Consider the following 22,651-nt stretch of genomic DNA (forward strand, 5'->3'; position numbering starts at 1 on the left):
CGCCGCCGCCGTCGACGGCGGTGCCGGCGCGGCGGGCACGGGTGCGGGCACCGCGCCGCCCCGCCGCGGGGGGCGCGAGCGGCTGACGCCGCCGTCGTGGCTGGCGCTGCTGTTCCTGCTGCCCGCGCTGCTGCTGCTCGGCTTCCTCGTGGTCTACCCGATCGTCTACTCGGTGATCCGCAGCTTCTTCGACGCCGCCGGGGACTTCGCCGGCATCGACAACTACGCCGGGGTCTTCCAGGGGCACGACAACCTCGTCGCGGTCCGCAACACCGCGATCTGGGTGGTGGTGGCGCCGACGGTCGTCACCATCGTCGGCCTGGTGTTCGCCGTCCTCACCGAGCGGATCCGGTGGGCGACGGCGTTCAAGCTCGTGGTGTTCATGCCGATGGCGATCTCGTTCCTCGCCTCCGGCGTGATCTTCCGGCTGGTGTACCAGCAGGATCCCGACAAGGGCATCGCCAACGCCGCGATGGTCGCCGTGCACGACATGTTCAGCACCGACCGCACCTACCCGGGGGCCGGTCCCCGCACCGCCGGCGACCAGCCGGTGCGCGAGGACGGCGGCGCCGTCGTCACCGCGCGGCCGGTGTCGGCGGGGCAGACCGCGGTCCTGCCGCTGGTGAAGGTGAAGCCGGAGTACCTGCCGGAGGCGGCCGAGCCCGCCGCGGCCCCGCCGCGGGCGGGGTCCGGCGAGATCACCGGCACGGTGTGGTTCGACTTCACCCGGGGCGGGGGCGGCACGGTCAACCAGCCGAACGAGGGCGAGCGCGGGCTGCCGGGCGTCCGGGTCGAGGCGGTCCGCGGCGGCGAGGTGGTGGCGACCGCGACCACCCGGCCGGACGGGACGTTCACGCTGGAGGACGTCGGGTCCGGGCAGGTCACGGTCCGGCTGCCGCAGGGCAACTTCACCGAGGCGTACCGCGGCGCCGAATGGCTCGGCGGGACCCTCATCACGCCCGCGATCATCGGGGCGTACCTGTGGGTGTGGGCCGGGTTCGCGATGGTGCTGATCGCCGCCGGGCTCGCGGCGATCCCGCGGGACGCGCTGGAGGCGGCCCGGGTGGACGGCGCGACCGAGTGGCAGGTGTTCCGGCGGGTGACGATCCCGCTTCTGGCGCCCGTCCTGATGGTCGTGCTGGTGACGCTGGTCATCAACGTCCTGAAGGTCTTCGACCTCGTCTACATCATCGGCGGCGGCGATCCGAACGCCAGCGTGCTGGCGCTGGAGATGTGGACGGAGTCGTTCGGCGGCGGCAACGACCAGGGGGCGGGCAGCGCGATCGCGGTGCTGCTGTTCCTGCTGGTGCTGCCCGCCATGCTGTTCAACATCCGGCGAATGCGGCAGGAGCGGAAATGAGCACCGCGGACGGCACGGAACGGTCCGCCTCGGACGAGACCCCTGCGGAGCGGGCGGCCGCGGACACGAAGGCCACCGCGGACACGAAGGCCACCGCGGACACGAACGCCGCCCCGGAGAAGAAGGCCGCCCCGGAGAAGGGCGCGCCCGCCGGAGGCGCGGCGGGCGCCCCGCGCCGGGGCGTCGCGGCCCGCATCGTCGGGAAGGTCGGCGGCGGGGCGGCGCAGGCGCTGCTCGTGCTGATCGCGCTCTTCTGGCTGGTGCCGACGCTCGGGCTGCTCGTCGCGTCCCTGCGCTCCACGGAGGACAACAACGCGGACGGCTGGTGGAACGTGTTCACCGAGCCGTCGCAGCTGACGTTCGACGCCTACTCCTCGCTGCTGGGGCGGGACGACTTCGTCGACTCGTTCTGGAACACGATGCTGATCACCGTTCCCGCCACGGTGCTGGTGGTGGTGATCGCCGCGCTCGCCGGATACGCGTTCGCGTGGCTGGAGTTCCCCGGCCGGGACTGGCTGTTCCTGCTGGTGGTGGCGCTGCTGGTGGTGCCGGTGCAGGTCGCGCTGATCCCGGTGGCGAAGCTGTACGGCGCCATCGAGTTCGGCGGGTTCCAGATGTTCGGCTCGATCACCGGCGTGGTGCTGTTCCACGTGGCGTTCGGGCTGCCGTTCGCGATCTTCCTGCTGCGCAACTTCTTCGCCGCGATCCCGCGCGACCTGCTCGAGGCGGCGCGGATGGACGGCGGCTCGGAATGGACGATCTTCCGGCGGGTGATCTTCCCGCTGGGCGGCCCGGCGATCGCCTCGCTCGGCATCTTCCAGTTCCTGTGGGTGTGGAACGACCTGCTGGTGGCCTTGGTGTTCGCCGACACCGAGGCGCAGCCGATGACGAAGTGGCTGCAGTCGCAGATGCGGCAGTTCACCGGCAACATCGACGTCCTGGCGCCGGGCGCGTTCCTGTCGCTGATCGTGCCGCTGGCCGTGTTCTTCGCGTTCCAGCGGTACTTCGTGCAGGGGGTGCTCGCCGGTTCGGTGAAGTGACGCCGTCCGGGCGGCCGCCCGGACCGGCGACGGTGCCCGCGACCCCGCCCGGGGTCGCGGGCACCGTCCGTCATGGCGGGCCCTGCGGCCGGCCGCGCACCTTCAGGCCCGCACCTTCAGGCCCGCACCGTCAACTGCGCACCGTCAACCGCGCACCGTCAACCGCGCACCGTCAGGCGTCGGCCTTGGTGACGGACGCGGCGCCCGGCGCGCCGCCGGGACGGCCGATGGCCAGGCCGCTGGCGGGGTCGAAGAAGTGCAGGCGGCCGGTGTCGACGGCCAGGTCGACGTGCTGGCCGGGCCGGACGTGCGAGCGCGAGTTGACGCGGGCGGTCCACAGCGCCTTGTTGTCGGCGAGCGGGATCGTCATGTCGTCCTCGCCCTCGGACTCGTCGCGGGCGAGGTCGGCGGTGTCCTTGTGCTCGACCGGCGGGGCGTCGATGGTGAAGATGACGTTGATCTCGCTGCCGAGCTCCTCGGTGACGGTGCTGCGCACCGACATCGGCGCCCACTCGGGCTTGGCGTGCGCGGCGTCCTCGAAGTCCGACGGGCGGATGCCGAGGATGACCTGCTTGCCGAGGTAGTCGCGCAGGGCGGGCTTGGCGTCCAGCGTCGCGTCCGGCACGGGCAGCGTGTACCCGGCGAACGACACCTGCGCGCCGCCGTCGCCGCGGACGAGGTCGGCGGTGACGAAGTTCATCGCGGGCGACCCGATGAACCCGGCCACGAACAGGTTGACGGGGTTCTCGAACAGCCGCTGCGGCGTGTCGACCTGCTGCAGGACGCCGTCGCGCAGGACGCACACGCGGGTGCCGAGCGTCATCGCCTCGATCTGGTCGTGGGTGACGTAGACGGTGGTGACGCCGAGCCGCTCGTGCAGCTGGCTGAGGGACGCCCGCATCGACACGCGCAGCTTGGCGTCGAGGTTCGACAGCGGCTCGTCCATCAGGAACGCCTGCGGCTGCCGGACGATCGCGCGGCCCATCGCGACGCGCTGCCGCTGGCCGCCCGACAGCGCCGCCGGCTTGCGGGACAGGAACTGCTCGAGGCCGAGCATCTTGGCGGCCTCCTGCACCTTCTGCTTGATCTCGGCCTTGGGGGTGCCGCGCAGCTTCAGGCCGAACGCGAGGTTCTGCTCGACGGTCATGTGCGGGTAGAGCGCGTAGTTCTGGAAGACCATCGCGATGTCGCGGTCCTTGGGGGCCAGGTCGTTGACGACCTGGTCGCCGATGGAGATCTTCCCGCCGCTGATCTCCTCCAGCCCGGCGATCATCCGCAGCGCGGTCGACTTGCCGCAGCCGGACGGGCCGACCAGCACCATGAACTCGCCGTCGCCGATCTCCAGATTCAGGCCGTCCACGGCCTTGACGCCGCCCGAGTACACCTTGTCGACCTGGTCCAGCGTGATCTTCGCCATCGGATTCCTCGCGCTCCTTGTGGAAACGTTTCCTCATCACCCTGCCGAGCAGGGCTTTTGCTGCGTTGTGTGGAGTAAACAACATGGAACCGTTTCCAGGGGAGAGTCCGTTATGAGAAGATGATCGAAAACCTCCCCGGGGAAGGACGGCCGATGGCGGACCGGCGATCGGCGACCATCAAGGACGTGGCGGCCGCCGCGGGCGTCGGCATCGCCACGGTGTCGCGCGTGTTCTCGGGGACCGGCGCGGTCGCCGACGCGACCCGCGAGCGCGTGCTGGCCGCCGCCCGCGAGCTGGACTACCGGCCGAGCGCCCTCGGCCGCGGCCTGAAACTGCGGCGCTCCGGCGGCATCGGGCTGATCGTCCCGGACGTGACCGACCCGTTCTGCGCCGAGCTGGTCGCGGGCGTGCTGGCGTGCGCCCGGACGCTCGGCGGGCACGTCATCGTGGACGCCGCGCACGGCGACCCCGAACGCGAGGCCGAGATCGTCGACCGGTTCGTCGAGCAGCGCGTCGACGGGATCATCGCGCGCCCGGCGGGGGAGACCGCCGACTGGCGCGCCGCCGCCCGGGTGTGCTCGAGCGTCGTGTTCGCCGATCGGATCCTGCCGGGCCTCGCGGAGATCCCCACCGTGCTCGCCGACGACGCGGGGGGCGTCCGCTCTCTGGCGGAGTACCTGGTCGGCCTGGGGCACCGGCGGATCGCGTTCCTCGGCGCCGCCGCGCCCGGCGGCGAGCCGGGCGTGCGGGAGCGCGCGTTCCGCGACACGCTCGAGCGGCTCGGCGTCCCCGCCGAGGACGACCTGGTCGTGGCGGCGCGCCCCGCCCGCGACGCCGCCTACGCGGCCGCCGCCGGGCTGCTGCAGCGCCGCGCCGACGTCACCGCCGTCGTCGCCGCCGAGCACCTGCTCGGCGAGGCGGCCGTGCTGGTCGCGCGGGAACTGGACCTGCGGGTGCCCGCGGACGTGTCGATCGCGATGGTGGACGACGTCCCGTGGGCGGAGCTGTGCGACCCGCCGCTGACCGCCGTCGCCCGGCCCGGCCGCGACATCGGGTACCGGGCGTGCGAGCTGCTGCTGCGCGAGCCCGCCCGGCGCGGCCGGGGCGGGCCGGTCCGGCTGCCGACCGAGCTGGTCGTCCGCGGGTCCTGCGGGGCGCTGCGCGCCGGCCGCCGCTGATCCGCCCGGAATGTCGCGCGATCGCGCGGGATGGCGCCGATCTGTGATCTGTGTCGGCTCGCGGGGTCCCGCGGGCGCGCTAGATTTCCCTCGTGGAGGAGATCGATCGCCGGATCCTGGCGCTGCTGGCCGACGACGGGCGGATGAGCTTCACCGACCTGGCCAAGGAGACGGGCCTGTCGGTGTCGGCCGTGCACCAGCGCGTGCGGCGGCTGCAGAAGCGCGGCATCGTCCAGGGGTTCACCGCGCGGCTCGACCACGCGCGGATCGGGCTGCCGCTGACCGCGTTCGTGTCGATCAAGCCGATCGACCCGGCCGCGCCGGACGACGCGCCGGAGCGGCTGGCGCATCTCACCGCGATCGAGGCGTGCCACTCGGTGGCCGGGGACGAGAGCTACATCCTGAAGGTGCGGGTCGGCTCGCCGAACGAGCTGGAGGACCTGCTGCAGCGGATCCGGGCGGCGGCGAACGTCGCCACCCGGACCACCGTCGTCCTCAGCACCCCGTGGGAGGGCCGGCCGCCGCGGCCCGACGGCGCGGCGGCCGACAGCGAGCCGTGAGCGGCCCGCGGGTCAGCGCGGGGCGAGCGCCTCGAGCGCCTCGCGGGCGATGTACATCGAGTCCCACGGGTCGGCGTCCGGGCCGGTGAGCCGCGGGTCGAAGTTCAGGTCGAGGAACAGCTCGGTGACGCCCTGCTCGGCGAGCGCGTCGAAGTCGCCGACGATCTGGTCGTAGGTGCCGGTCAGCGGCCGCCGGTCGGCGCCGGCGCCGATGTCGGAGGCGTCGTCGCCCTCCTCGCGGATCCGCACCGCGCCGCGGCAGACGAACCGCAGCGCGGCGGCGTCCCGCCCGGCCTTCTCGGCGGCCTCCCGGACGATGTCGATCGAGCGTCCGATGTCGGTGAGCTTCGCGCGGCTGGAGCTGACCCAGCCGGCGGCGAGCCGCCCGGCGCGGCGCAGCGCCGGTTCCGACGCGCCGCCCAGCAGGATCGGCGGCTCGGGGTCCTGCAGCGGCCGCGGGTCCATGGTGACCGGCGGGACGTCGTAGAACTCCCCGTGGTACTCGCTGACCTCTCCGGGCTCGCCCGTCCAGAAGGCGCGCAGCGCCGCGATGAACTCCTCGGCGCGGGCGCCGCGGCGCTCCATGGACGCGCCGACGGCGGCGAACTCCTCGGGCATCCAGCCGAGGCCGAGACCGAGGTCGAGGCGCCCGCCGGTGACGTGGTCGAGCGTGATCGCCTGCTTGGCGAGCAGGGCGGGGGAGTAGAACGGCAGGTTGACCACGGCGACGCCGAGCCGGACCCGCGCGGTGTACCCGGCGAGGTAGGCGAGCGTGATCAGCGGGTCGGGGACGTTGCGGTACGTCTGGTCCGCGGAACCGGCCGGGTTGACCACGCGCTGCAGCGTCCACAGGGAGTCGTAGCCGAGCTCCTCGGCCCGCTGCGCGATCAGCACCTGGTTGGCCGGGGTCGACCACGCCCCCGCCACCGGTACCGCGAACCCGATCTGCACGGCTGTCCTCCTCCTCGTCGCATCCGGCTCCGACCGGACCTTACTTTGTCAAGGCGCCCGCCCGCTCAGGACCGACCAAAGCGCCGAATCTATCGGATCCGGAACGTCCCTCCGCCCGCCTCGCGCGTCACCCGCGCGAGGCGGGCGGCTCCCACGGCCCGCCGTCCAGGAACCGGTCGATCGCCGCCGCGTGCGGCGCCGGATCCAGGCCCTTGCGGGCCGCCCATCCGTCGTCGTGGTAGGTGGCCAGGTGCCGGTCGCCGGCGTCGCCGATGATCGCGACCACGTCGCCGCGCGCCCCCGCGTCCCGCATCCGCGACACCAGGTGCAGCGCGCCCCACAGGGCCGTGCCCGTGGAGCCGCCCACCGGCAGCCCGGTCGCGGCCCGCACCGCCCGCGCCGCCGCGACGCTCCCCGCGTCCGGGACCGGGATCATCAGGTCGATCAGGGACGGCAGGAAGCCCGGCTCCATCCGGGGCCGGCCGATGCCCTCGATGCGGGACGGCATCCCGGTGGCGTAGTCCGCCGCGCCCGACGCCCATCCCGGGAAGTACGCGGAGTTTCTCCGGATCGACCACCGCGAGCCGCGTCGGCAGCCCGTGCTCGCGGACGTGCCGCCCCAGCGACGCCGCCGTCGCGCCCGTACCGGCCCCGGCCACGACCCAGTCCGGCCGTCCCGCCTGCGCGAACAGTTCGCCGGCCAGATCGTCGCCGCGGTGGTCCAGCGCCCGCTCCGCCCAGCCGAACTGGTCGAGGAAGCAGCCGCCGGAGTCGGCCGCGAGCCGCCGCGCCTCGTCGTAGATCGCGAGCGGGGGAGTGGCGAACCGGACGTCGCCGCCCAGTTCCCGGACGGGCGCCGCGCGGCGCGCGTCCGGTTCGCCCGGCATCACCGCGGTGTACGGCAGCCCGAGCAGCCGTGCCGTGTACGCCTGCGCGACGGCCGCGCCGCCGCCGGTGGCCTCCACGACCGGAGTGCCCTCGACGATCCGCCCGCAGGCGATCGCGTGCCGGAACAGCGCGCGCGCCGCCCGGTGCTTGAGGGTCCCGGTCGGGTGCGCGGACTCGTCCTTCAGCAGGAGGCGCACGCCCCCGCCGTCCGGCAGCGGGAAGGGGATCAGCGGGGTGGGCTCGGCGCGCGCGGCGTCGTCGGTCAGGATCCGGATCGAGCGGGCGGCCCAGGCGCGGGCGTCGTCGAGGTCGGCCATAGGGCATCCAACCAGATCGGGGTCCGCGGCGGCCGGGGTCAGGTCGCGGTGACGATGAAGCTGGAGTCGCCGAAGCCGACCTCGTCGCCGGGGCGCACCCGCGTCGGCCCGGTCAGCCGCCAGCCGTTCACCCGGGTGCCGTTCATCGACCCCAGGTCCGCGATCGTCCAGGTTTCGCCGCTGCGGTAGATCTCGGCGTGGAAGCGCGAGACGGTCAGGTCGCTCAGTACGAACTGGCAGGCGGGGGCGCGCCCCACCACGATGCGCGACGGGCCTGCGGACGGCAGCGCGAACCGGGGCAGCCGCGGCGCCCGCCACGCCGCCTCGATGCGCGCGGTCGCCTGCGAGAACGACGACACCAGCCCGGTCAGGCGGCCGACCACCCGGCCGGGCGGCGGCAGGTCGTGGACGATCTCGTCCAGTTCGGCGCGGCTGCGGGCCTGCAGGGCCATGTCGACGCGCCGCTCGAACGTCTCGTGCGAGATGCGGCCCTCGGCCACGCGGTCGCCGAGCACGCGCAGCACCCGGTCGCGTTCTCCGTCGGACGCCCGCACCGGGTATGAGGGCCCACCGTCCATGTTCGTGAGTATCCAGTCCCCGTCGTCGGCTGTCCACACAAGGTCTCCGGAGGGCGGGCGCTCGCCCGCTCCCGCCCTCCACCTTTTCGACGGCGGGGATTGCCCGAAAGTTCGCCCGGAACCGGTCGGTTCGGCGGCGACCGGCCGGGACGGTCAGCGCGACAGCAGGTCGCGGGCGATGTGCGTCACCTGGATCTCGTCGGTACCGGCGTAGATCTGGAACGACTTGGCGTCGCGCGCGAGCTGCTCGACCCGGTACTCGCTCATGTAGCCGTTGCCGCCGAACAGCTGGACGGCCTCCTGGGCGACCTCGCTGGCGGCCTGCGCCGCGTACAGCTTCATCGCGGACGCCTCGGCGAGGGTGGGCGCGCGGCCCGCGCGCTGCATCTCGATGTGGCGGAAGACGAGGTTCTGCACGTTGAGGCGCGCGACCTCCATCTTGGCGAGCTTGAGCTGGATGAGCTGGAAGTCGCCGATCCGCTGGCCCCACAGTTCGCGGGTCTTGGCGTACTCGACCGACAGCTTGAGGCATTCCTCGATGACGCCGAGGGCCATCGCGGCGACGCCGGCGCGCTCGGTCACGAAGTTCTGCTTGGCCGACTCCTTGCCGCCGCCCTTGCCGGACGCCAGCAGCCGGTCGGCGCCCGCGCGGACGTCGTTGAGGAACAGCTCGCCGGTGGGGGAGGAGTGCAGGCCCATCTTGCGCAGGGGCCTGCTCTGCTCCAGGCCGTCCATGCCGGTGTCGAGGACGAACGTGAGGATCTCGCGGTCGCGGGGTTCGACGCCGTCCTCGTCGAGCTTGCAGTAGAAGACGATCGTGTCGGCGTAGGGGCCGTTGGTGATGAACGTCTTGCTGCCGTTGAGGACGTACTCGTCGCCGACCTTGCGGGCGGTGGCCTGCATGCCGCCGAAGGCGTCGGAGCCGGAGTTGGGCTCGGTGATCGCCCACGCCCCGACCTTCTCCATGGTGAGCAGGTCGAGGGCCCAGCGCTCCTTCTGCTCGACGGTCCCGCGCTTCATGATCGTCCCGGCGGCGAGGCCGAGGCCGACGCCCATCGCCGACACCAGGCCGGGGGCGACCTTGCACAGCTCGATGATCGGCAGCATGCTCATCGCCGCGTTGCCGCCGCGGCCCGTGCCCGCGTCGTCGTCGGCCGCGTCGTCGGCCGCGTCGTCGGCGGCCTCGCCGCCCGCCCGGCCGGACGCGCCGGAGCGCTCCTTCTCCATCCGGGCCCTGAACGAGGAGCGCGCCAGCTCGTCCATGCCGAACGTCTTGTAGAGGCCGCGGATGATGTCGTACGGCGGGAGCTCGCCCGACTCCAGCGCGTCCAGGTTGGGACGGACCTCCGCGTCGATCCAGTCGCGGACCGCGTCCCGGATCATCAGGTCTTCGTCGGACCACTCGATCATGCTCGCCCTCGCTCTTCCGGCCGGTTCAGGTCTCGCGACCATGAAAGCAGACGGCAAAAGCTAGCGCTTACTTGGCAGGCGGGTCAGGGCAGCCGGACGATGTCGGCGATCACGCCGCCGGCGGCGGTGAGGCGCCGGGGGGAGGGGCTGTCGTAGACGACGAGCAGGCGCAGGCCGGGGCCGGGCTCGTCCAGGACGGCGAGGCCCTCGGCGTGGTCGTCGCCGTCGCCGTACGGCAGGTCGCCCAGCACCTCCAGGTCGTCGGCGTGGACGATCTCCGGGGCGTCGGCGGTCGCCGCGCCGCGCCACCGCACCACCCGCACCGGGCCGTCCAGGTCCATGCTGGGGCCGGTGAGGATCAGCAGGTCGTCGCCGTGCGGGCACAGGTCGCGGATGCCGAGGCCGCCGAGGTCGAGGAAATGGGTGCGGTAGGGGGCGTCGCCGTCCACCGGCAGCGCCCGCAGCCGCCGCGGGTCGTCGGGGTCGGTGCCGGGGCGGATCTCCACCAGCACCGCCCAGCCGCGCAGCACCGGCCCGCGCAGCCCGACGTAGAGCCGGTCGCCGTGCACCGCGACGCCCTCGATGTCGACGCCGTTGTCCTTGCCGGGCAGGTGCAGGAAGGGAGCCAGATGCGGGTCCTTCGCCAGCAGGTCGGTGATCGAGTCGCCGTTCAGGCCGAGCACCGCGGCGGTCCGGCCGCCGTCCTCGCGCACCGCGCGGGGCAGCCCGTCCTCGCCCGTGACCAGCGGGATCCGCGCCAGGATGAAGCGGTTGTCCTCCCGGACGACCGTCGCGAGCCGCTTGCGGGACTTCGCCGCCGGCTGCCCCGGCTTGATCTTCTTGCGCTTGAGGCTGTGCGACCCGATCGCCCACAGCCACCCGTCGGCGCGGCCCAGCCCCTCGATGTCGGCCTCCTCGTCCGGGCCGGCGGGCAGCGGGACCAGGTCGGCGAGCGGGACGGTGACGTGCCCGTCGTATCCGGTGACGCGGCCGTCGGGCCCGGTCACGGCGGTGAGGCGCTCGACGGTGGCCGTCTCGTCGCCCGCCGCCCACAGGCAGCGGCCGTCCTGGCGGATCGCGGACAGGTTCGTGTGGGTCTCCGCCTCCCGGCTCTCGTGCCCGAAGCGGAGTTCGACCCGGCGTTCTACGATCATCTGCCCGATGGTGTCATACCGGACGGGCCGTCCGGCGGCCGCGGCGGCATGATCACCTGCGCGGACGCGTCCCAGCGGACGTCGAGGCGGTCCGGCTTGCGGAACACCAGCCCCCGCGGCCGCGCGGGACCGGCCGGGTCGAGCCGGACGCCGGGCAACCGGTCGAGCACGGCGGTGAGGGCGGCGCGGGCCTCGATCCGGGCGAGGGTCGCGCCGAAGCAGAAGTGGGGGCCGTGCGCGAAGGCCAGGTGCTCGCCGACGTCGGGCCGGTGCGGGTCGAAGCGGTCGGGATCGGCGAACACGGCCGGGTCGCGGTTGGCCGCGGTGATCGACACCCGCACCAGGTCGCCCGCCCGCACCGGCGCCCCGCCGAGGTCGGCGTCGCGGACCGCGTAGCGGTCGACGACGGCGGCGGGCGGTTCCGTGCGCAGCGACTCCTCGATCACGGCGGGCAGCAGGTCCCGGTCGTCCCGGACGGCCCGCGCCCGTGCGGGCTCGGAGAGCAGGTGCAGCGCCGCGTTGGTGATCAGCCCCTCGGTGGTGTCGATGCCGCCGAACATCAGCACGGCCGCGTTCGCCACGACCTCCGCGGCGTCCAGCCCGTCCCGTCCGCCGCCGCCGCGCGCGGCCTCGGCCGGAAGGGAGCCGGGGCGGGCGATCGCCTCCGCGACCGCGTCCCGCAGGGCCGCGTACGCGGCGCCGGAACGTTCCAGCGCCGCGTCCGCGCCGCCGCCCTCCGGCGAGCCGGTCAGCGCCGACACCGCGTCGACGAACGTCCCGTACCAGGACTGGACGGTCGCGGCGTCCACCTCGGGCAGGCCGAGGGCCTCGGCGACCACCGCGACGGCCAGCGGTCCCGCCAGGTCGCCGCGCAGCTCCGCGCGTCCGGACGGGGCGAGCGCGGCCGCGAGCCGGGCGGCCTCCGCATCGGCGAACGCGGCGAAGCGCCGCCGGGTCCGCGCGGGGCGGAACGGGCGGGCGAACGCGTCGCGGTGGCGGGCGTGGGCGGGGCCGTCCAGCGACAGCATGCTGGGCCCGACGACCCGGGCGGTGGTGAAGCGCGGGTCGTCGACGGTGAACGCGGCCGCGTCCCGCATCACCCGGACGGCAAGGGCGTGCGAGGTGACGAGCCAGCCGCCGAGCGCGGGGATCCAGGACACCGGCTCGGCGGCGCGCAGCCGGGCGAGGTGCGGGTGCGGGTCGTCCTCGAGGTCGGCGACCGTCACCGCCGCGCCGACGGGGAACCGGGCAGGGAGATCGCGGGTCATCCGCCGAGGATAGGCCGCCATCTAGTGATCTACAACGTAAAGGCGTCGGCCGGACTTCATGCCAACCCGGAGATCAAACAGCCTGAGACATGCCGTCCAGATAGGCGAGCACCGCCCGCACGCGGCGGTGGCCGGAATCGTCGGGCGCCAGGCCGAGCTTGGCGAAGATGTTGCCGATGTGCTTGTGCACCGCGTTGTCGGTGATGCGCATCCGCTCGCCGATGGTGGCGTTGTCGTGGCCCTGCGCCATGAGCGCGAGCGCCTCCCGCTCCCGGGCCGTGAGGGCGTCCAGGGGATCGCCGGCGCGGCGCGTGAGGAGCTGGGCGACCACTTCGGGGTCCATGGCGGTGCCGCCGGCCGCGACGCGGCGCAGCGCGTCGACGAACTCCGCCACCCGGCCGATGCGGTCCTTGAGGAGGTAGCCGATGCCTCCGCGGCCGTCGGAGAGGAGCTCGCCCGCGTACTCGCGCTCGACGTACTGCGACAGCACCAGGATCGGCAGCGCGCCGTGCTCGCGCCGGGCCCGCAGCGCGGCGTGGATCCCCTCGTCGCGGAACGACGGCGGCAGCCGCACGTCGACGATCGCGATGTCGGGGCGGTGGTCGGCGACGGCGCCGAGGAACGCCTCGCCGTCGCCGACCACCGCGGCGACCTCGCAGCCCTTCGCCGCCAGCAGCAGTTCCAGGCCGCCGGCCAGCAGGACGTTGTCCTCGGCGATCACGACTCGCACGGCGCCTCCCGGACGATCGCGCTGGGCAGCCGGACGGCGAGCGTGGTGGGGCCGCCCGGCGGGCTGTCGAGGCGGACGGTGCCGTCCAGTGCGGCGACCCGCCGGCGAATCCCGGTGATCCCGGTGCCGCGCGCCTCGTCGGCGCCGCCCTTGCCGTCGTCGGTGACCTCGATGGCCAGCACGTCCCCGGCCCGCCGGACCCGCAGGGCCGCCCGTGCGGCGGCGGCGTGCTTGGTGACGTTCGTCAGCGCCTCGGCGATCACGTAGTAGGCCACCGACTCCACGGCCGCCGGGAGCGAGCCCAGGTCGGTGAGCTCGATGCGGACCGGCACGCCCGACCGGGCGGCCAGCGCCGTCAGCGCCCCGCCGAGCCCGCGGTCGGCGAGGATCGGCGGGTAGATCGTCTGGAGCACCGCGCGGAGCTCGGCCATCGCCTCCTCCGTCGTCTCGTGCGCCTGGCGGAGCAGCGCCGCGACGGTGTCGGGGTCGCCGGCGAGGGACTCCCGGGCGATGCCGAGCTGCATGGCGATGGTCACCAGGCGCGCCTGCGTCCCGTCGTGCAGGTCGCGTTCGATCCGGCGGAGTTCGGCGCCGTGGGCGTCGACCACGCCGACCCGGCTCCTGGTCAGCACGTCGACCCGCTCGGTGAGCCGGTCGCGCTCCGACGGCGCGAGCAGCGCCAGGCTCAGCCTGGCGTGGAGCCGCGCCAGCGCGGGGAGCGGCCACCGGACCGCCGCGCCGAGGACGGCGAGCTGGACGGCCCCGCCGGCCAGGGCCGTCGGCCAGTCGCCGACGTGGACGTCGAAGAACGAGAAGAGGGTGGGGCGCTCGGCTGCGGGGAAGGCCCACCACGAGGTCATCGCCACCGCGGCGACCAGGATGTTGCCCAGGCACACGAGGGCGGCGAGCCCGAGCGGGAACCCGACGGCGGCGTGCGCGAGCGCCCAGGTCGGCACCCGCCGCCCCGGCACCCGCCCGTCCGCCGGAACGCCGAGCAGCCGGGCCGCCCGCCGGCGGTGCCGGTCCGCCCAGCCGCGCGCCGCCGAGGGCACGAGCAGCACCGGCGCCGCGCCGACCGTGGCCGCGGAGGTGGCCAGTGTGGCCAGCAGGTACGCCGAGCCGGAGAGTGCACGGTGGCGCATACGCTCCTCCTCGCGGCAGGGGTTCGGGGTCATTATTCGCCGCCGATCCGGTCGGGGCACTACAGCGGGCTGTACCGGCACGCCTGCGGCCGGCCGTATCGTGCCGGGAGCCGGGCCGGATTAGCGTCCCCGGCCATGAAACCGATATCCGCGCGGATCCGCAGACGGCTGGTGCCCGCCCTCGCCCTGATCGCGCTCTCCGGCGCCGTGACGCCCCCGGCCCTCGCCGGAGGCGGCGCCCCGCGCTCATCGCTCGACTGGGGGCCCTGCGCGCGGGGCCCCGGTGACGCCGTCGGCCGGGAGCTCGACCGGGCGGGCGCACGGTGCGCGACGCTCGCCGTGCCGCTCGACCACTCCGGGCCCGGCGGCCGCACCATCGACCTCGCGCTGTCGCGTCTTCCCGCGACCGACCGTGAGGGCCGTATCGGCACCCTGGTCCTCAACAGCGGCGGCCCCGGCGAGCCCACGCTGGGGATGCCCCTGGAGGCGCGCGCGGCCATGAGGGGCGTCGCCGCCCGGTACGACATCGTCGGCCTGGACCCGCGTTTCGTAGGGCGCAGCGCGCCGCTGGACTGCGGATGGCCCATCGGCATGTGGCTGCGCTCGGCCGGTCCGACCCGTGCCCGGTTCGACCACCAGGCGGCGGTGCAGCGCGACCTGGCCGAGCGCTGCGCCCGGCGCCACGCCGACGTGCTCCCGTACGCCAATACGCGCGACACCGCCCGCGACATCGATCTCGTGCGCCGTGCCCTGGGGGAGCGCAGGATCTCGTTTCTCGGCTACTCCTACGGCGCCTACCTGGGCGCGGTCTACACGCAGATGTTCCCCGGGCGCACCGACCGCGTCGTGCTGGACAGCGCGGGCGACCCGGACGCGTGGGGTCCCAGGGCGATGCGCGGTACCGAAGACGAGGCGGATCGTGCGCTGCGCGGCTGGGCGGTGTGGGCCGCCGAACGCCACGGCGTCCATGGTCTCGGCGCCACCCCCGCCCGGGTGCTCGACACCGTGAACGCGATCGCCGCGGCCGCGGAGGAGAGGCCGCTGCGCGTCGGACGGTACGAGGTGGACGGCCAGGCGGTGCCGTACATCCTCTCCGTCGGCCCGGGCGACGACCGCCCCGCGGGCCGCGCGGAGTTCGCCGCCACCGTCCGGACGCTGAACGAGGCCGCGCACGGCCGCCCGGCCGATCCCGGTCCCGAACTCGACGGCCTTCTCGCGTTCGTCCTGACCGAGGCCGGCTCCCCGCTGGCCGGTCCGGCCGCCGCGATCGCGTGCGGCGATCGGGCCGCGCCCTGGGACCCCGATGTGTACTGGGACGATGTCCAGCGGAGCCGTGCGCGGCATCCCCTTTTCGGTCCGCTGAAGCGCAACGTCTGGCCCTGTGCGTTCTGGCCGGTCCGGCCGCGGGAGCACCCGACCCGCGTCGCCAATTCGGCCCCGGCGCTGATCGTGTCCGCCACCGGCGACACCGCGACCACCTACCGGGGGAGCGTGGCCATGCACCGGGCGCTGACCGGGTCGCGCCTGCTGACCCTGCGCGGCGTGACCGCGCACGGGATCTACGGCGAGTACGGCAACGCCTGTGTGGACGCCGAGGTCAACGCCTACCTGGCCACCGGCGTTCTGCCCGCCGCGGACCCGACCTGCCGCCCCGACCGGCGGACCCTTAGGTGATCTACAATGTAAAGGCGCGCGGTTCGAAGAATTAATCTTCTACACCACGCTTTGCTCTCGCCACCACCGGCGCCCCGATTCCGGCAGGGTATAGATCGGGTCGTGATACTCGTATCGCCTGGTCAGGGCGTCGGGGTCGGAGGCTTCGAGGCCGGTCCGGTAGTTCTTGGTCCAGTAGGAGATGCCGCGCTCGCGGTCGTAGTCGGCGAGCTGGTGCACCCACCGCTTGCCGACGTAGGGGACGTCGCAGACGATCCGGGGCGTCGCGAATCCGGGCAGGTAGCCCATGATCGCGTGCTGCAGTTCCTGCGCCTCCCAGACCGCGAGCCGCCAGTGTTCGCTGCCCGGGATCATGTCGCACATGTACAGGTAGTACGGCATGATCCCGGCCTCGTCGAGCAGGGCGAAGGACAGGTCGAGCAGCGCGTCGGGGGAGTCGTTGACGCCGCGCAGCAGGACGCCCTGGTTGCGGACGTCGCGGATGCCGGTGTCGAGCATGGCGCGGGCGGCGCGCGCGACGAGCGGCGTCACCGACCGGGCGGCGTTGACGTGGGTGTGGATCGCGATGTGCACGCCGCGTTCGCGGGCTTTGGTCGCCAGCCGTTCCATACCGGCGCGGACCTCGTCTTGCAGCCAGTGCTGGGGGAGTCCCATCAGCGCCTTGCTGGCGAGGCGGATGTCGCGGATGTTGTCGATGTCGAGCAGGGCGCCGACGAAGGACTCCAGCCGGGGCCAGGGCAGGTTGGCGACGTCGCCGCCGGAGACGACCACGTCGCGGACGCCGGGGGTGCGGCGCAGGTAGTCGAGCATGGCCTCGTGCCGGTCCGGGGGGCGGATCGTGAACTTGTGCTTGTCGACGTTGGGGGTGGAGTTGCCGACGAGGTCCATGCGGGTGCAGTGGCCGCAGTACTGGGGGCAGGTGGGGAGCAGTTCGGCGAGGACTTTGGTGGGGTAGCGGTGGGTGAGGCCCTCGACGGCCCACATCTCGGCTTCGTGCAGGGAGTCGCGGGTGGCGTGCGGGTGGGACGGCCAGTCGGTGCGGCGGTCGGAGAACACCGGGAGCATGTAGCGGCGGACGGGGTCGGCGTGGAACGCGGCGGTGGACGAGACGTCCATGGTGTTGAGCATCTGCGGGGGCAGCAGCATCGACATGGTGGCGCGTTCGGCCTGGTCGCGCTCGAGGTCCGCGTAGAAGGAGTCGTCGAGCAGGTCGCCCATGACGGTGCGGAGCTGGCGGAGGTTCTTGACGCAGTGGGCGCGCTGCCACTGGGCCGACTCCCATTCCGCCGTGGTGACGTCGCGCCAGCCGGGGAGGCGTCGCCAGTCGGGTTCTTCCAGGGGGTGGCGCCGGTACCGGTAGGGCTGGTCCGCCGGCCGTCCGGGTGCCTGCTGCGCGGTTTGCGCGTTGCGGGTTCCGCTGCCGGTGTGCGGGTGCAGGGCAGTGGTCATCGTCGACCCCTCCTCGCCTCACGTGATCGCATAAAAATCTTGTGTGGAGCCGACGTTACGGGAAGAATTTCGATCAAACCAGGGGTGCCCGGTATATCTTCCATGGGCTGTCGGTGACGGAAGGGGAGGCGCAATGACCGAGGGGACGGCGATCGGGCTGCACCGGGTGCTGGAGCCGGCGGGGGTGCTGCCGCAGGCGGCGCACCGGCTGGACGCCGATCCGCGGATCCGGGCGGACGAGGTGCGGGTCGCGGTCGAGCGGCTCAACCTGGACGCGGCGTCCTTCCGGCAGCTGCACACGGCGCACGGCGGGGACCCGGACGCGGTCCGTGCCGAGGTGCTGCGGATCATCGGCGAGCGCGGCAAGATGCACAATCCCGTCACCGGGTCGGGCGGGATGCTCGTCGGTGTCGTGGAGGAGGCGGGGCCGGAGTCGCCGCTGGGGTTGAAGCCGGGCGACCGCGTCGCGACGCTGGTGTCGCTCACGCTGACCCCGCTGGCGGTGTCGGACGGGCTCGCCGGATGGGACGGGCGTTCCGAGCAGGTGCCCGCGCGGGGGCACGCGATCCTGTTCGCGCGTTCGATCGCGGCGGTGCTGCCGGACGATGTGCCGGTTCCGCTCGCGCTGTCGGTGATGGACGTGTGCGGGGCGCCGGCGCTGACCCGTCGTGTCGTGGAGTCGCGGGCGGTGTCCGGGGCGGCGCCGGTGGTGGCGGTGCTGGGGGCGGCGGGCAAGAGCGGGTGCCTGTCGCTGGCGGCGGCGCGCCGGGCGGGGGCGTCGCGGGTCGTGGGGCTGGTGCCGTCGGCGGAGGAGGCGGCGCGGTTGGAGGCGTCCGGGCTGGCGGACGCCGTGGTGCTGGCGGACGCGCGTGATCCGGTGGCGGTGTCGCGGGCGGTCGCGGGCGGTGCCGGGGGCCCGGCGGACGTGACGGTGGTGTGCGTGGACGTGCCGGGTTGTGAGCACGGTGCGGTCCTGGCGACGGCGCAGGGCGGGACGGTGGTGTTCTTCTCGATGGCGACGTCGTTCCCGGCGGCGGCGCTCGGCGCGGAGGGGCTGGCGGCGGATGTGACGATGCTGATCGGGAACGGATATGTGCCCGGGCACGCCCAATACGCGTTGGACCTCCTGCGCTCCGAGCCGGGGGTTGGCATGTTGTTCACCGCCCGGGCGGGGGCGGACCCGGCACAATGACCGGGTATGCCCCGGCAGCGGCGGGGGGCCCCGAGTTTCTGAGGAGAGAGCCTGATGGCGAGCATCACCGAGGACCTGCGCGGCCGGGATCCGAAGGAGCGGCAGGCGCAGATCGTGGACGTCCTGGTGGACGCGTTCTCGGATCTGATGGAGCGCAGTCCCGCCGAGTTCCGCCGCCGTTTCCGGAAGATGGCGTCCGATCCGTTCGCGTTCTACCGGGGGAGCGCGTGCCTGTTCTACGCCGATGTCGTCGACGACGACGATCCGTGGGCGGACGAGCGGACGGCGCGGGTGTGGATCCAGGGGGATCTGCACGCGCAGAACTTCGGTACCTATATGAACGACGACGGCGTGTTCGTGTTCGACGTCAACGACTTCGATGAGGCGTACGTCGGGCATTTCACGTGGGACGTGAAGCGGCTGGTGGCGAGCCTGGCGCTGCTGGCGTGGCAGAAGGCGATCTCCGATGCCGACATCCGGCGGCTGATCGAGGTGTACGTGCGGGCGTACGTGGATCAGGTGCGGCGGTTCGCGGGCGGCGGCGGGGACGATTTCGCGCTGACGCTCGATACGACCGACGGGTATGTGCGGGGTGTGCTGGTCGAGGCGTTGTCGTCGACGCGGATCGGTTTGCTGGAGGGCAAGACGGTGCTGGAGGCGCATGAGCGGCGGTTCCGGGACCGGCCGGGGGTGCGGCGGCTGGGCGAGGCCGAGCGGGCGAAGGTGGAGGCGGCCTACCGGGAGTATCTGGAGACGATCCCGGCGGACAAGCGGTTCGCGAGCCTGACGTACGAGGTGAAGGACATCGTGGGGGCGTCGGGGTTCGGGATCGGGTCGGCGGGGTTGTCGGCGTACAACATCCTGGTGGAGGGGCGTTCGCAGGCGCTGGAGAACGATGTGATCCTGTCGATGAAGCAGGGGAACGTGGCGGCGCCGAGCCGGGTGGTGGACGACGCGCGGATCCGTGAGTACTTCGAGCATCACGGGCATCGGACGGCGGTGTCGCGGCGGGCGTTGCAGGCCAACACCGATCCGTGGCTGGGGTACACGGAGATCGACGGGGTGGGGTTCGTGGTGCAGGAGTTGTCGCCGTACGAGGAGGATCTGGACTGGGGCGGGCTGACCGAGCCGGAGGAGATGCTGTCGGTGCTGGACGATCTGGGCCGTGCGACGGCGAAGATCCATTGTGTGTCCGACAGCGATTCCGACCACACGCTCGTGGGGTTCCAGGTGGAGGACGCGATCAGTTCGGTGATCGGGGCGGACGAGTCGGCGTTCGTGGAGGACATGGTGCGGTTCGGGACGGCGTACGCGGAGGTGGTGCGGGACGATCACCGGTTGTTCGTGGACGCGTTCCGCAACCATCAGATTCCGGGGCTGTGACCGGGTACGGGTGACCGGCCGGGTGCGGCGGGCGGTGGGGGCGCGGCGCGGGGCCCGCCGGGGTCGGGGCCGACGAGGAGCAGCGCGATGTCGTCGTGGCCCTGCTGGTCGGCCAGCAGGGCCAGGATGCCGTCGGCGGTGTCGTCCAGGGTGGCGCCGGGGGTGTGCGAGGCGGTCAGCGCGGACGCGAGCCGTGCGATGCCCTCTTCGATGTTGCGGGTGCGGCTCTCCACGAGGCCGTCGGTGTAGAAGGCCAGGACGCCGTCGGCCGGGAGGGTGGCGGTGACCTGCTCGTATTCGGCGGGGTGGGCGGGGTCGGCGACGCCGAGGGGCAGGCCGTCGGCGACGGCGAAGTGCCGGGCGGTGCCGTCGGGCAGGGCGAGCAGCGGCGGCGGGTGCCCGGCGCACGCCAGTTCGCAGCGCAGTGTCGCGGGGTCGCAGACCAGGCACAGGCAGGTGGCGAACTGGGCGGCGTCCAGGTCCTGGGCGATGGCGTCGAGGCGGGTCAGTACCTCGGCGGGCGGCAGTTCGCAGCTGACGAGGGTGTGCGCGGCGACCCGCAGTTGTCCCATGGCCGCGGCGGCGGTGACGCCGTGCCCGACGGAGTCGCCGATGACGATCGCGACGCGTTCGTCCGGGAGGGGAACCACGTCGTACCAGTCGCCGCCGACCGCGGCGCGGGCGGGGCGGTAGCGGTGCGCGATCCGCAGGCCGGGCGGGACGGTGACGCGGGTGGGCAGCAGTCCGGCCTGCAGGGCGGTGGCGGTGCGGTGCTCGCGCCGGTACAGGCAGGCGTTGTCGATGCCGGTGGCGGCGCGGGCGGCGAGTTCGGCGGCGAGGGCGGTGTCGGCGGGGCCGAAGGGGGCGCGGCCGCGTTTGCGGCTGAAGACCGCGAAGCCGAGGGTGCGGCCGCGGGCGGTGAGGGGGACGGCCAGCAGTGACACGTGGTCGAGGACGCCGTCGACGGGGCGGCCGGTGCGGGCGGTGATGGTGTCCAGGGCGTCTTCGGCGCCGAATTCGACGGTGCGGCCGGTGGCGACGCAGCGGGCGTAGGGGGTGGCCGCCGGGTACACGATGACTTCGCCGGCGGGGAACGCGGTGGTCCAGTCGCGGGGGTCGTCGCCGGCGAACGCGATGGCGAGGCGGCGGACGACGGCGGAGCCGTCGCCGCGGTCGGCGGGGGCGGCCGTGGTGTCGCCGGGGAGGTCGTCGTCGGCGAGGTCGTCGGCGAGGTGGCGTTCGAGCACGTAGATGGCGCCGGCGTCGGCGAAGCGGGGGACGGTGACGGCGACGATCTCGCGGGCGGTCAGGGTGAGGTCGAGGGTGGAGCCGATGCGGCGTCCGGCTTCGTTGAGCAGTTCCAGGCCGCCCGCCCAGGGGGGTGCGGCGGTGAGCGCGATGAGGGTGCGGCCGGATTCGGCCGTGAGGGGCTGGCAGGTGGCGCGGAGCCCGTCGGGTGCGCCGGGGATCGGCGGGAGCGTTCCGGTCCAGGGGCGGCCGGACGCGGCGTGGGCGAGGGCGTCGGCGAGGGGCGCGGCGGCTGGGGCGCCGAGGAGTCCGGGCAGGTCGGTGCCCACGGCGTCGGCGGCGGTGCGGCCGAACATGCGGGCGGCGCCGTCGCTCCAGCCGGTGACGGTGCCGCGCGTGTCGAGCAGGACGGTGGCGGGGTCGAGGGTGGCGGGGGGCAGGGCGCCGGATCCGGCCGTGTCGCGGGGTGCTTGGCCATCGGTGTTCACAGGTCCCGTGTACGGGGTGGTGCGGGCGGTGCCGCGTTACGCTGAGGGTCGTCCGCGGCCGCTGCCCCTCCATGGACAAGGGAGACGTGCATGGACCCCGAGTGGATTCCACCCGAAGTCGACGGTCGGAGACCAAGCGTTGCACGGGTGTACGACTTCTTGCTCGGTGGAGAGCACAATTTCGCGTCGGATCGTGACCTGGCGACGGGGCTGCTGCGGGTGGAGCCGCGGGCGCGGGAGCTGGCGCACGCCAACCGGGCGTTCTTGCGGCGGGCGGTCCGCGCGGTGGCCGAGGCGGGGGTGGAGCAGTTCGTCGATATCGGGTCGGGCATTCCGACGCAGGGCAACGTGCACGAGGTCGCGCAGGCGGTGAACCCGGACGCCCGGGTGGTGTACGTGGACAACGACGATGTCGCGGTGGCGCACAGCCGCACGATTCTGGAGGGCAACGACCGGGCGGCGGTGATCCAGGCGGACATGCGGCGGCCGGAGGGGATCTTGGGTGACCCGCGGCTGCCGGAGCTGGTGGATTTGTCGCGTCCGGTGGCTTTTCTGCTGGTGGCGGCGTTGCATCTGGTGAAGGACGAGGAGGGGCCGGGCGGCATCGTGGCGGCGTTGCGGGACGCGGCGGCGCCGGGCAGCCATCTGGTGCTGTCGCATCTGACGCGCGACGCGCAGCCGGGCAAGGCCGCGGCGATCGGGAAGCTGTACGACCGGGCGACGTCCCCGGCGGTGGCGCGGTCGCGCGGGGACATCCTGCGGTTCTTCGACGGGTGGGACCTTCTGGAGCCGGGGCTGGTGTACGTGCCGTCGTGGCGTCCGGAGGACGGCGGGGTGGATCGTCCGGAGCGGTTCCTGGTGTACGGCGGGGTGGGCCGCAAGCCGTGACGGTCCGTGATGGGACGGGCGTGGGGCCCGTCCCATCACGGGCCCGGGTTCGCCGCGGCCGGTGGGAGGGCGGGCGCGGCGGGGCGGGCGCCGGCCGGCCGGGTGCCGGTGGTCAGCGGGCGAAGGCGATGGCCGTCCCGGCGCTGACGACGACCGCGATGACGACCAGCACCAGTGAGGTGCTCAGCGGGTCGCGGCGCTCGGGCCGTTCGTCGGAGGCGCGCTGGACGGTGTGGTGGACGACCTCCTCGCGCGGCGACGGCGAGGGCGCGGGCGCGGGGCGGGGCAGCGCCCGGGGCGGTGCGGGGCGGGCGGGCGGCGTGATCGCGGCGGGG

19 protein-coding genes and 2 pseudogenes are annotated in these 22,651 nt (G+C 73.7%); 8 read left to right on the forward strand and 13 right to left on the reverse strand.

The annotated features are described in order from the left end of the window. Both ACFQ11_RS31400 and ACFQ11_RS31405 read left to right on the forward strand, forming a co-directional pair. A partial coding sequence (locus ACFQ11_RS31400; protein WP_378305294.1) for a carbohydrate ABC transporter permease occupies window positions 1–1,360 on the forward strand: 1,360 nt, incomplete at its 5' end. Next, on the forward strand, window positions 1,357–2,400 hold the full coding sequence (locus ACFQ11_RS31405; RefSeq protein ID WP_378305296.1) for a carbohydrate ABC transporter permease: 1,044 nt from the start codon (window positions 1,357–1,359) through the stop codon (window positions 2,398–2,400). The genes ACFQ11_RS31400 and ACFQ11_RS31405, both read left to right, overlap by 4 nt. A gap of 172 nt (window positions 2,401–2,572) precedes the next feature. Here the strand turns inward: ACFQ11_RS31405 and ACFQ11_RS31410 are convergent, their stop codons facing one another. Further along, window positions 2,573–3,817 carry an ABC transporter ATP-binding protein gene (locus ACFQ11_RS31410; protein WP_378305298.1) on the reverse strand — a complete coding sequence of 415 codons (1,245 nt, stop codon included), beginning with the start codon at window positions 3,815–3,817 and terminating at the stop codon, window positions 2,573–2,575. A 153-nt stretch (window positions 3,818–3,970) separates the two neighbouring features. Between ACFQ11_RS31410 and ACFQ11_RS31415 the strand changes: the two genes are divergently transcribed. Next, window positions 3,971–4,996 carry a LacI family DNA-binding transcriptional regulator gene (locus ACFQ11_RS31415; protein WP_378305300.1) on the forward strand — a complete coding sequence of 342 codons (1,026 nt, stop codon included), beginning with the start codon at window positions 3,971–3,973 and terminating at the stop codon, window positions 4,994–4,996. 92 nt (window positions 4,997–5,088) lie between these two features. Then, window positions 5,089–5,556, forward strand: coding sequence for an Lrp/AsnC family transcriptional regulator (locus ACFQ11_RS31420; protein WP_378305304.1), 468 nt, complete (start codon window positions 5,089–5,091; stop codon window positions 5,554–5,556). 12 nt (window positions 5,557–5,568) lie between these two features. Here ACFQ11_RS31420 and ACFQ11_RS31425 read toward each other — a convergent pair whose 3' ends face one another. From ACFQ11_RS31425 to ACFQ11_RS31465, 9 genes and pseudogenes are all read right to left on the reverse strand, one after another. After that, a complete protein-coding gene (locus ACFQ11_RS31425; protein WP_378305306.1) occupies window positions 5,569–6,507 on the reverse strand; it encodes a TIGR03619 family F420-dependent LLM class oxidoreductase in 939 nt (312 codons plus the stop codon). Between the two features lie 127 nt (window positions 6,508–6,634). Continuing rightward, window positions 6,635–7,015: a hypothetical protein gene (locus ACFQ11_RS31430; RefSeq protein WP_378305332.1), complete on the reverse strand. Its 381-nt coding sequence runs from the start codon at window positions 7,013–7,015 to the stop codon at window positions 6,635–6,637. Between the two features lie 100 nt (window positions 7,016–7,115). After that, window positions 7,116–7,712, reverse strand: a pseudogene (locus tag ACFQ11_RS31435) (pyridoxal-phosphate dependent enzyme); the annotation flags it as partial. Window positions 7,713–7,750: 38 nt separating this feature from the next. Beyond that, the gene (locus ACFQ11_RS31440; RefSeq protein WP_378305308.1) at window positions 7,751–8,290 is read right to left on the reverse strand and encodes an FHA domain-containing protein; all 540 of its coding nucleotides are present in this window, start codon (window positions 8,288–8,290) and stop codon (window positions 7,751–7,753) included. A gap of 153 nt (window positions 8,291–8,443) precedes the next feature. Then, window positions 8,444–9,700 (reverse strand): acyl-CoA dehydrogenase family protein, encoded by a 1,257-nt coding sequence (locus tag ACFQ11_RS31445; RefSeq protein ID WP_378305310.1) that lies wholly within the window; start codon window positions 9,698–9,700, stop codon window positions 8,444–8,446. An 83-nt stretch (window positions 9,701–9,783) separates the two neighbouring features. Next, window positions 9,784–10,854 carry a DUF3616 domain-containing protein gene (locus tag ACFQ11_RS31450; RefSeq protein ID WP_378305312.1) on the reverse strand — a complete coding sequence of 357 codons (1,071 nt, stop codon included), beginning with the start codon at window positions 10,852–10,854 and terminating at the stop codon, window positions 9,784–9,786. After that, window positions 10,851–12,122: a cytochrome P450 gene (locus ACFQ11_RS31455; RefSeq protein ID WP_378305314.1), complete on the reverse strand. Its 1,272-nt coding sequence runs from the start codon at window positions 12,120–12,122 to the stop codon at window positions 10,851–10,853. Before ACFQ11_RS31455 ends, ACFQ11_RS31450 begins: the two co-directional genes overlap by 4 nt. A gap of 73 nt (window positions 12,123–12,195) precedes the next feature. Then, the gene (locus ACFQ11_RS31460; protein ID WP_378305316.1) at window positions 12,196–12,852 is read right to left on the reverse strand and encodes a response regulator transcription factor; all 657 of its coding nucleotides are present in this window, start codon (window positions 12,850–12,852) and stop codon (window positions 12,196–12,198) included. Continuing rightward, window positions 12,840–13,994, reverse strand: coding sequence for a sensor histidine kinase (locus tag ACFQ11_RS31465; protein WP_378305318.1), 1,155 nt, complete (start codon window positions 13,992–13,994; stop codon window positions 12,840–12,842). The genes ACFQ11_RS31460 and ACFQ11_RS31465 overlap by 13 nt, the downstream gene beginning before the upstream one ends. A gap of 135 nt (window positions 13,995–14,129) precedes the next feature. Here ACFQ11_RS31465 and ACFQ11_RS31470 point away from each other — a divergent pair, with 135 nt between their 5' ends. Then, entirely contained in the window at window positions 14,130–15,668 is a 1,539-nt protein-coding gene (locus ACFQ11_RS31470) for an alpha/beta hydrolase (RefSeq protein WP_378305320.1), read from the forward strand. Window positions 15,669–15,707: 39 nt separating this feature from the next. Here the strand turns inward: ACFQ11_RS31470 and ACFQ11_RS31475 are convergent, their stop codons facing one another. Continuing rightward, window positions 15,708–17,117 (reverse strand): KamA family radical SAM protein, encoded by a 1,410-nt coding sequence (locus tag ACFQ11_RS31475; protein WP_378305322.1) that lies wholly within the window; start codon window positions 17,115–17,117, stop codon window positions 15,708–15,710. 133 nt (window positions 17,118–17,250) lie between these two features. Between ACFQ11_RS31475 and kdd the strand changes: the two genes are divergently transcribed. Further along, window positions 17,251–18,309: an L-erythro-3,5-diaminohexanoate dehydrogenase gene (gene kdd / locus ACFQ11_RS31480; RefSeq protein WP_378305324.1), complete on the forward strand. Its 1,059-nt coding sequence runs from the start codon at window positions 17,251–17,253 to the stop codon at window positions 18,307–18,309. A 54-nt stretch (window positions 18,310–18,363) separates the two neighbouring features. Further along, entirely contained in the window at window positions 18,364–19,692 is a 1,329-nt protein-coding gene (locus ACFQ11_RS31485) for a DUF2252 domain-containing protein (RefSeq protein ID WP_378305326.1), read from the forward strand. On the opposite strand, the gene ACFQ11_RS31490 is transcribed toward ACFQ11_RS31485, so the two are convergent. Continuing rightward, window positions 19,674–21,428, reverse strand: a complete 1,755-nt coding sequence (locus ACFQ11_RS31490; protein WP_378305328.1) for a SpoIIE family protein phosphatase — start codon at window positions 21,426–21,428, stop codon at window positions 19,674–19,676. The two genes, ACFQ11_RS31485 and ACFQ11_RS31490, sit on opposite strands and share 19 nt — an antisense overlap. A 90-nt stretch (window positions 21,429–21,518) precedes the next feature. Between ACFQ11_RS31490 and ACFQ11_RS31495 the strand changes: the two genes are divergently transcribed. Next, window positions 21,519–22,316, forward strand: coding sequence for an SAM-dependent methyltransferase (locus ACFQ11_RS31495; RefSeq protein ID WP_378305330.1), 798 nt, complete (start codon window positions 21,519–21,521; stop codon window positions 22,314–22,316). A gap of 112 nt (window positions 22,317–22,428) precedes the next feature. Here ACFQ11_RS31495 and ACFQ11_RS31500 read toward each other — a convergent pair. Further along, window positions 22,429–22,651 (reverse strand): annotated as a pseudogene (locus tag ACFQ11_RS31500) (hypothetical protein); the annotation flags it as partial.

Origin of the sequence: Actinomadura sediminis, assembly GCF_042675525.1 — a bacterium.
GTDB lineage: Bacteria > Actinomycetota > Actinomycetes > Streptosporangiales > Streptosporangiaceae > Spirillospora > Spirillospora sediminis.

Bases quoted from the DNA above. Each gene is read 5' to 3' on its own strand.
- ACFQ11_RS31465 (WP_378305318.1), bottom strand. From the start codon at position 13,994: ATGCGCCACCGTGCACTCTCCGGCTCGGCGTACCTGCTGGCCACACTG.
- ACFQ11_RS31405 (WP_378305296.1), top strand. From the start codon at position 1,357: ATGAGCACCGCGGACGGCACGGAACGGTCCGCCTCGGACGAGACCCCT.
- ACFQ11_RS31475 (WP_378305322.1), bottom strand. From the start codon at position 17,117: ATGACCACTGCCCTGCACCCGCACACCGGCAGCGGAACCCGCAACGCG.
- ACFQ11_RS31485 (WP_378305326.1), top strand. From the start codon at position 18,364: ATGGCGAGCATCACCGAGGACCTGCGCGGCCGGGATCCGAAGGAGCGG.
- ACFQ11_RS31470 (WP_378305320.1), top strand. From the start codon at position 14,130: ATGAAACCGATATCCGCGCGGATCCGCAGACGGCTGGTGCCCGCCCTC.
- ACFQ11_RS31495 (WP_378305330.1), top strand. From the start codon at position 21,519: ATGGACCCCGAGTGGATTCCACCCGAAGTCGACGGTCGGAGACCAAGC.
- ACFQ11_RS31415 (WP_378305300.1), top strand. From the start codon at position 3,971: ATGGCGGACCGGCGATCGGCGACCATCAAGGACGTGGCGGCCGCCGCG.
- ACFQ11_RS31450 (WP_378305312.1), bottom strand. From the start codon at position 10,854: ATGATCGTAGAACGCCGGGTCGAACTCCGCTTCGGGCACGAGAGCCGG.
- ACFQ11_RS31455 (WP_378305314.1), bottom strand. From the start codon at position 12,122: ATGACCCGCGATCTCCCTGCCCGGTTCCCCGTCGGCGCGGCGGTGACG.
- ACFQ11_RS31410 (WP_378305298.1), bottom strand. From the start codon at position 3,817: ATGGCGAAGATCACGCTGGACCAGGTCGACAAGGTGTACTCGGGCGGC.
- kdd (WP_378305324.1), top strand. From the start codon at position 17,251: ATGACCGAGGGGACGGCGATCGGGCTGCACCGGGTGCTGGAGCCGGCG.
- ACFQ11_RS31440 (WP_378305308.1), bottom strand. From the start codon at position 8,290: ATGGACGGTGGGCCCTCATACCCGGTGCGGGCGTCCGACGGAGAACGC.
- ACFQ11_RS31430 (WP_378305332.1), bottom strand. From the start codon at position 7,015: ATGCCGTCCCGCATCGAGGGCATCGGCCGGCCCCGGATGGAGCCGGGC.
- ACFQ11_RS31445 (WP_378305310.1), bottom strand. From the start codon at position 9,700: ATGATCGAGTGGTCCGACGAAGACCTGATGATCCGGGACGCGGTCCGC.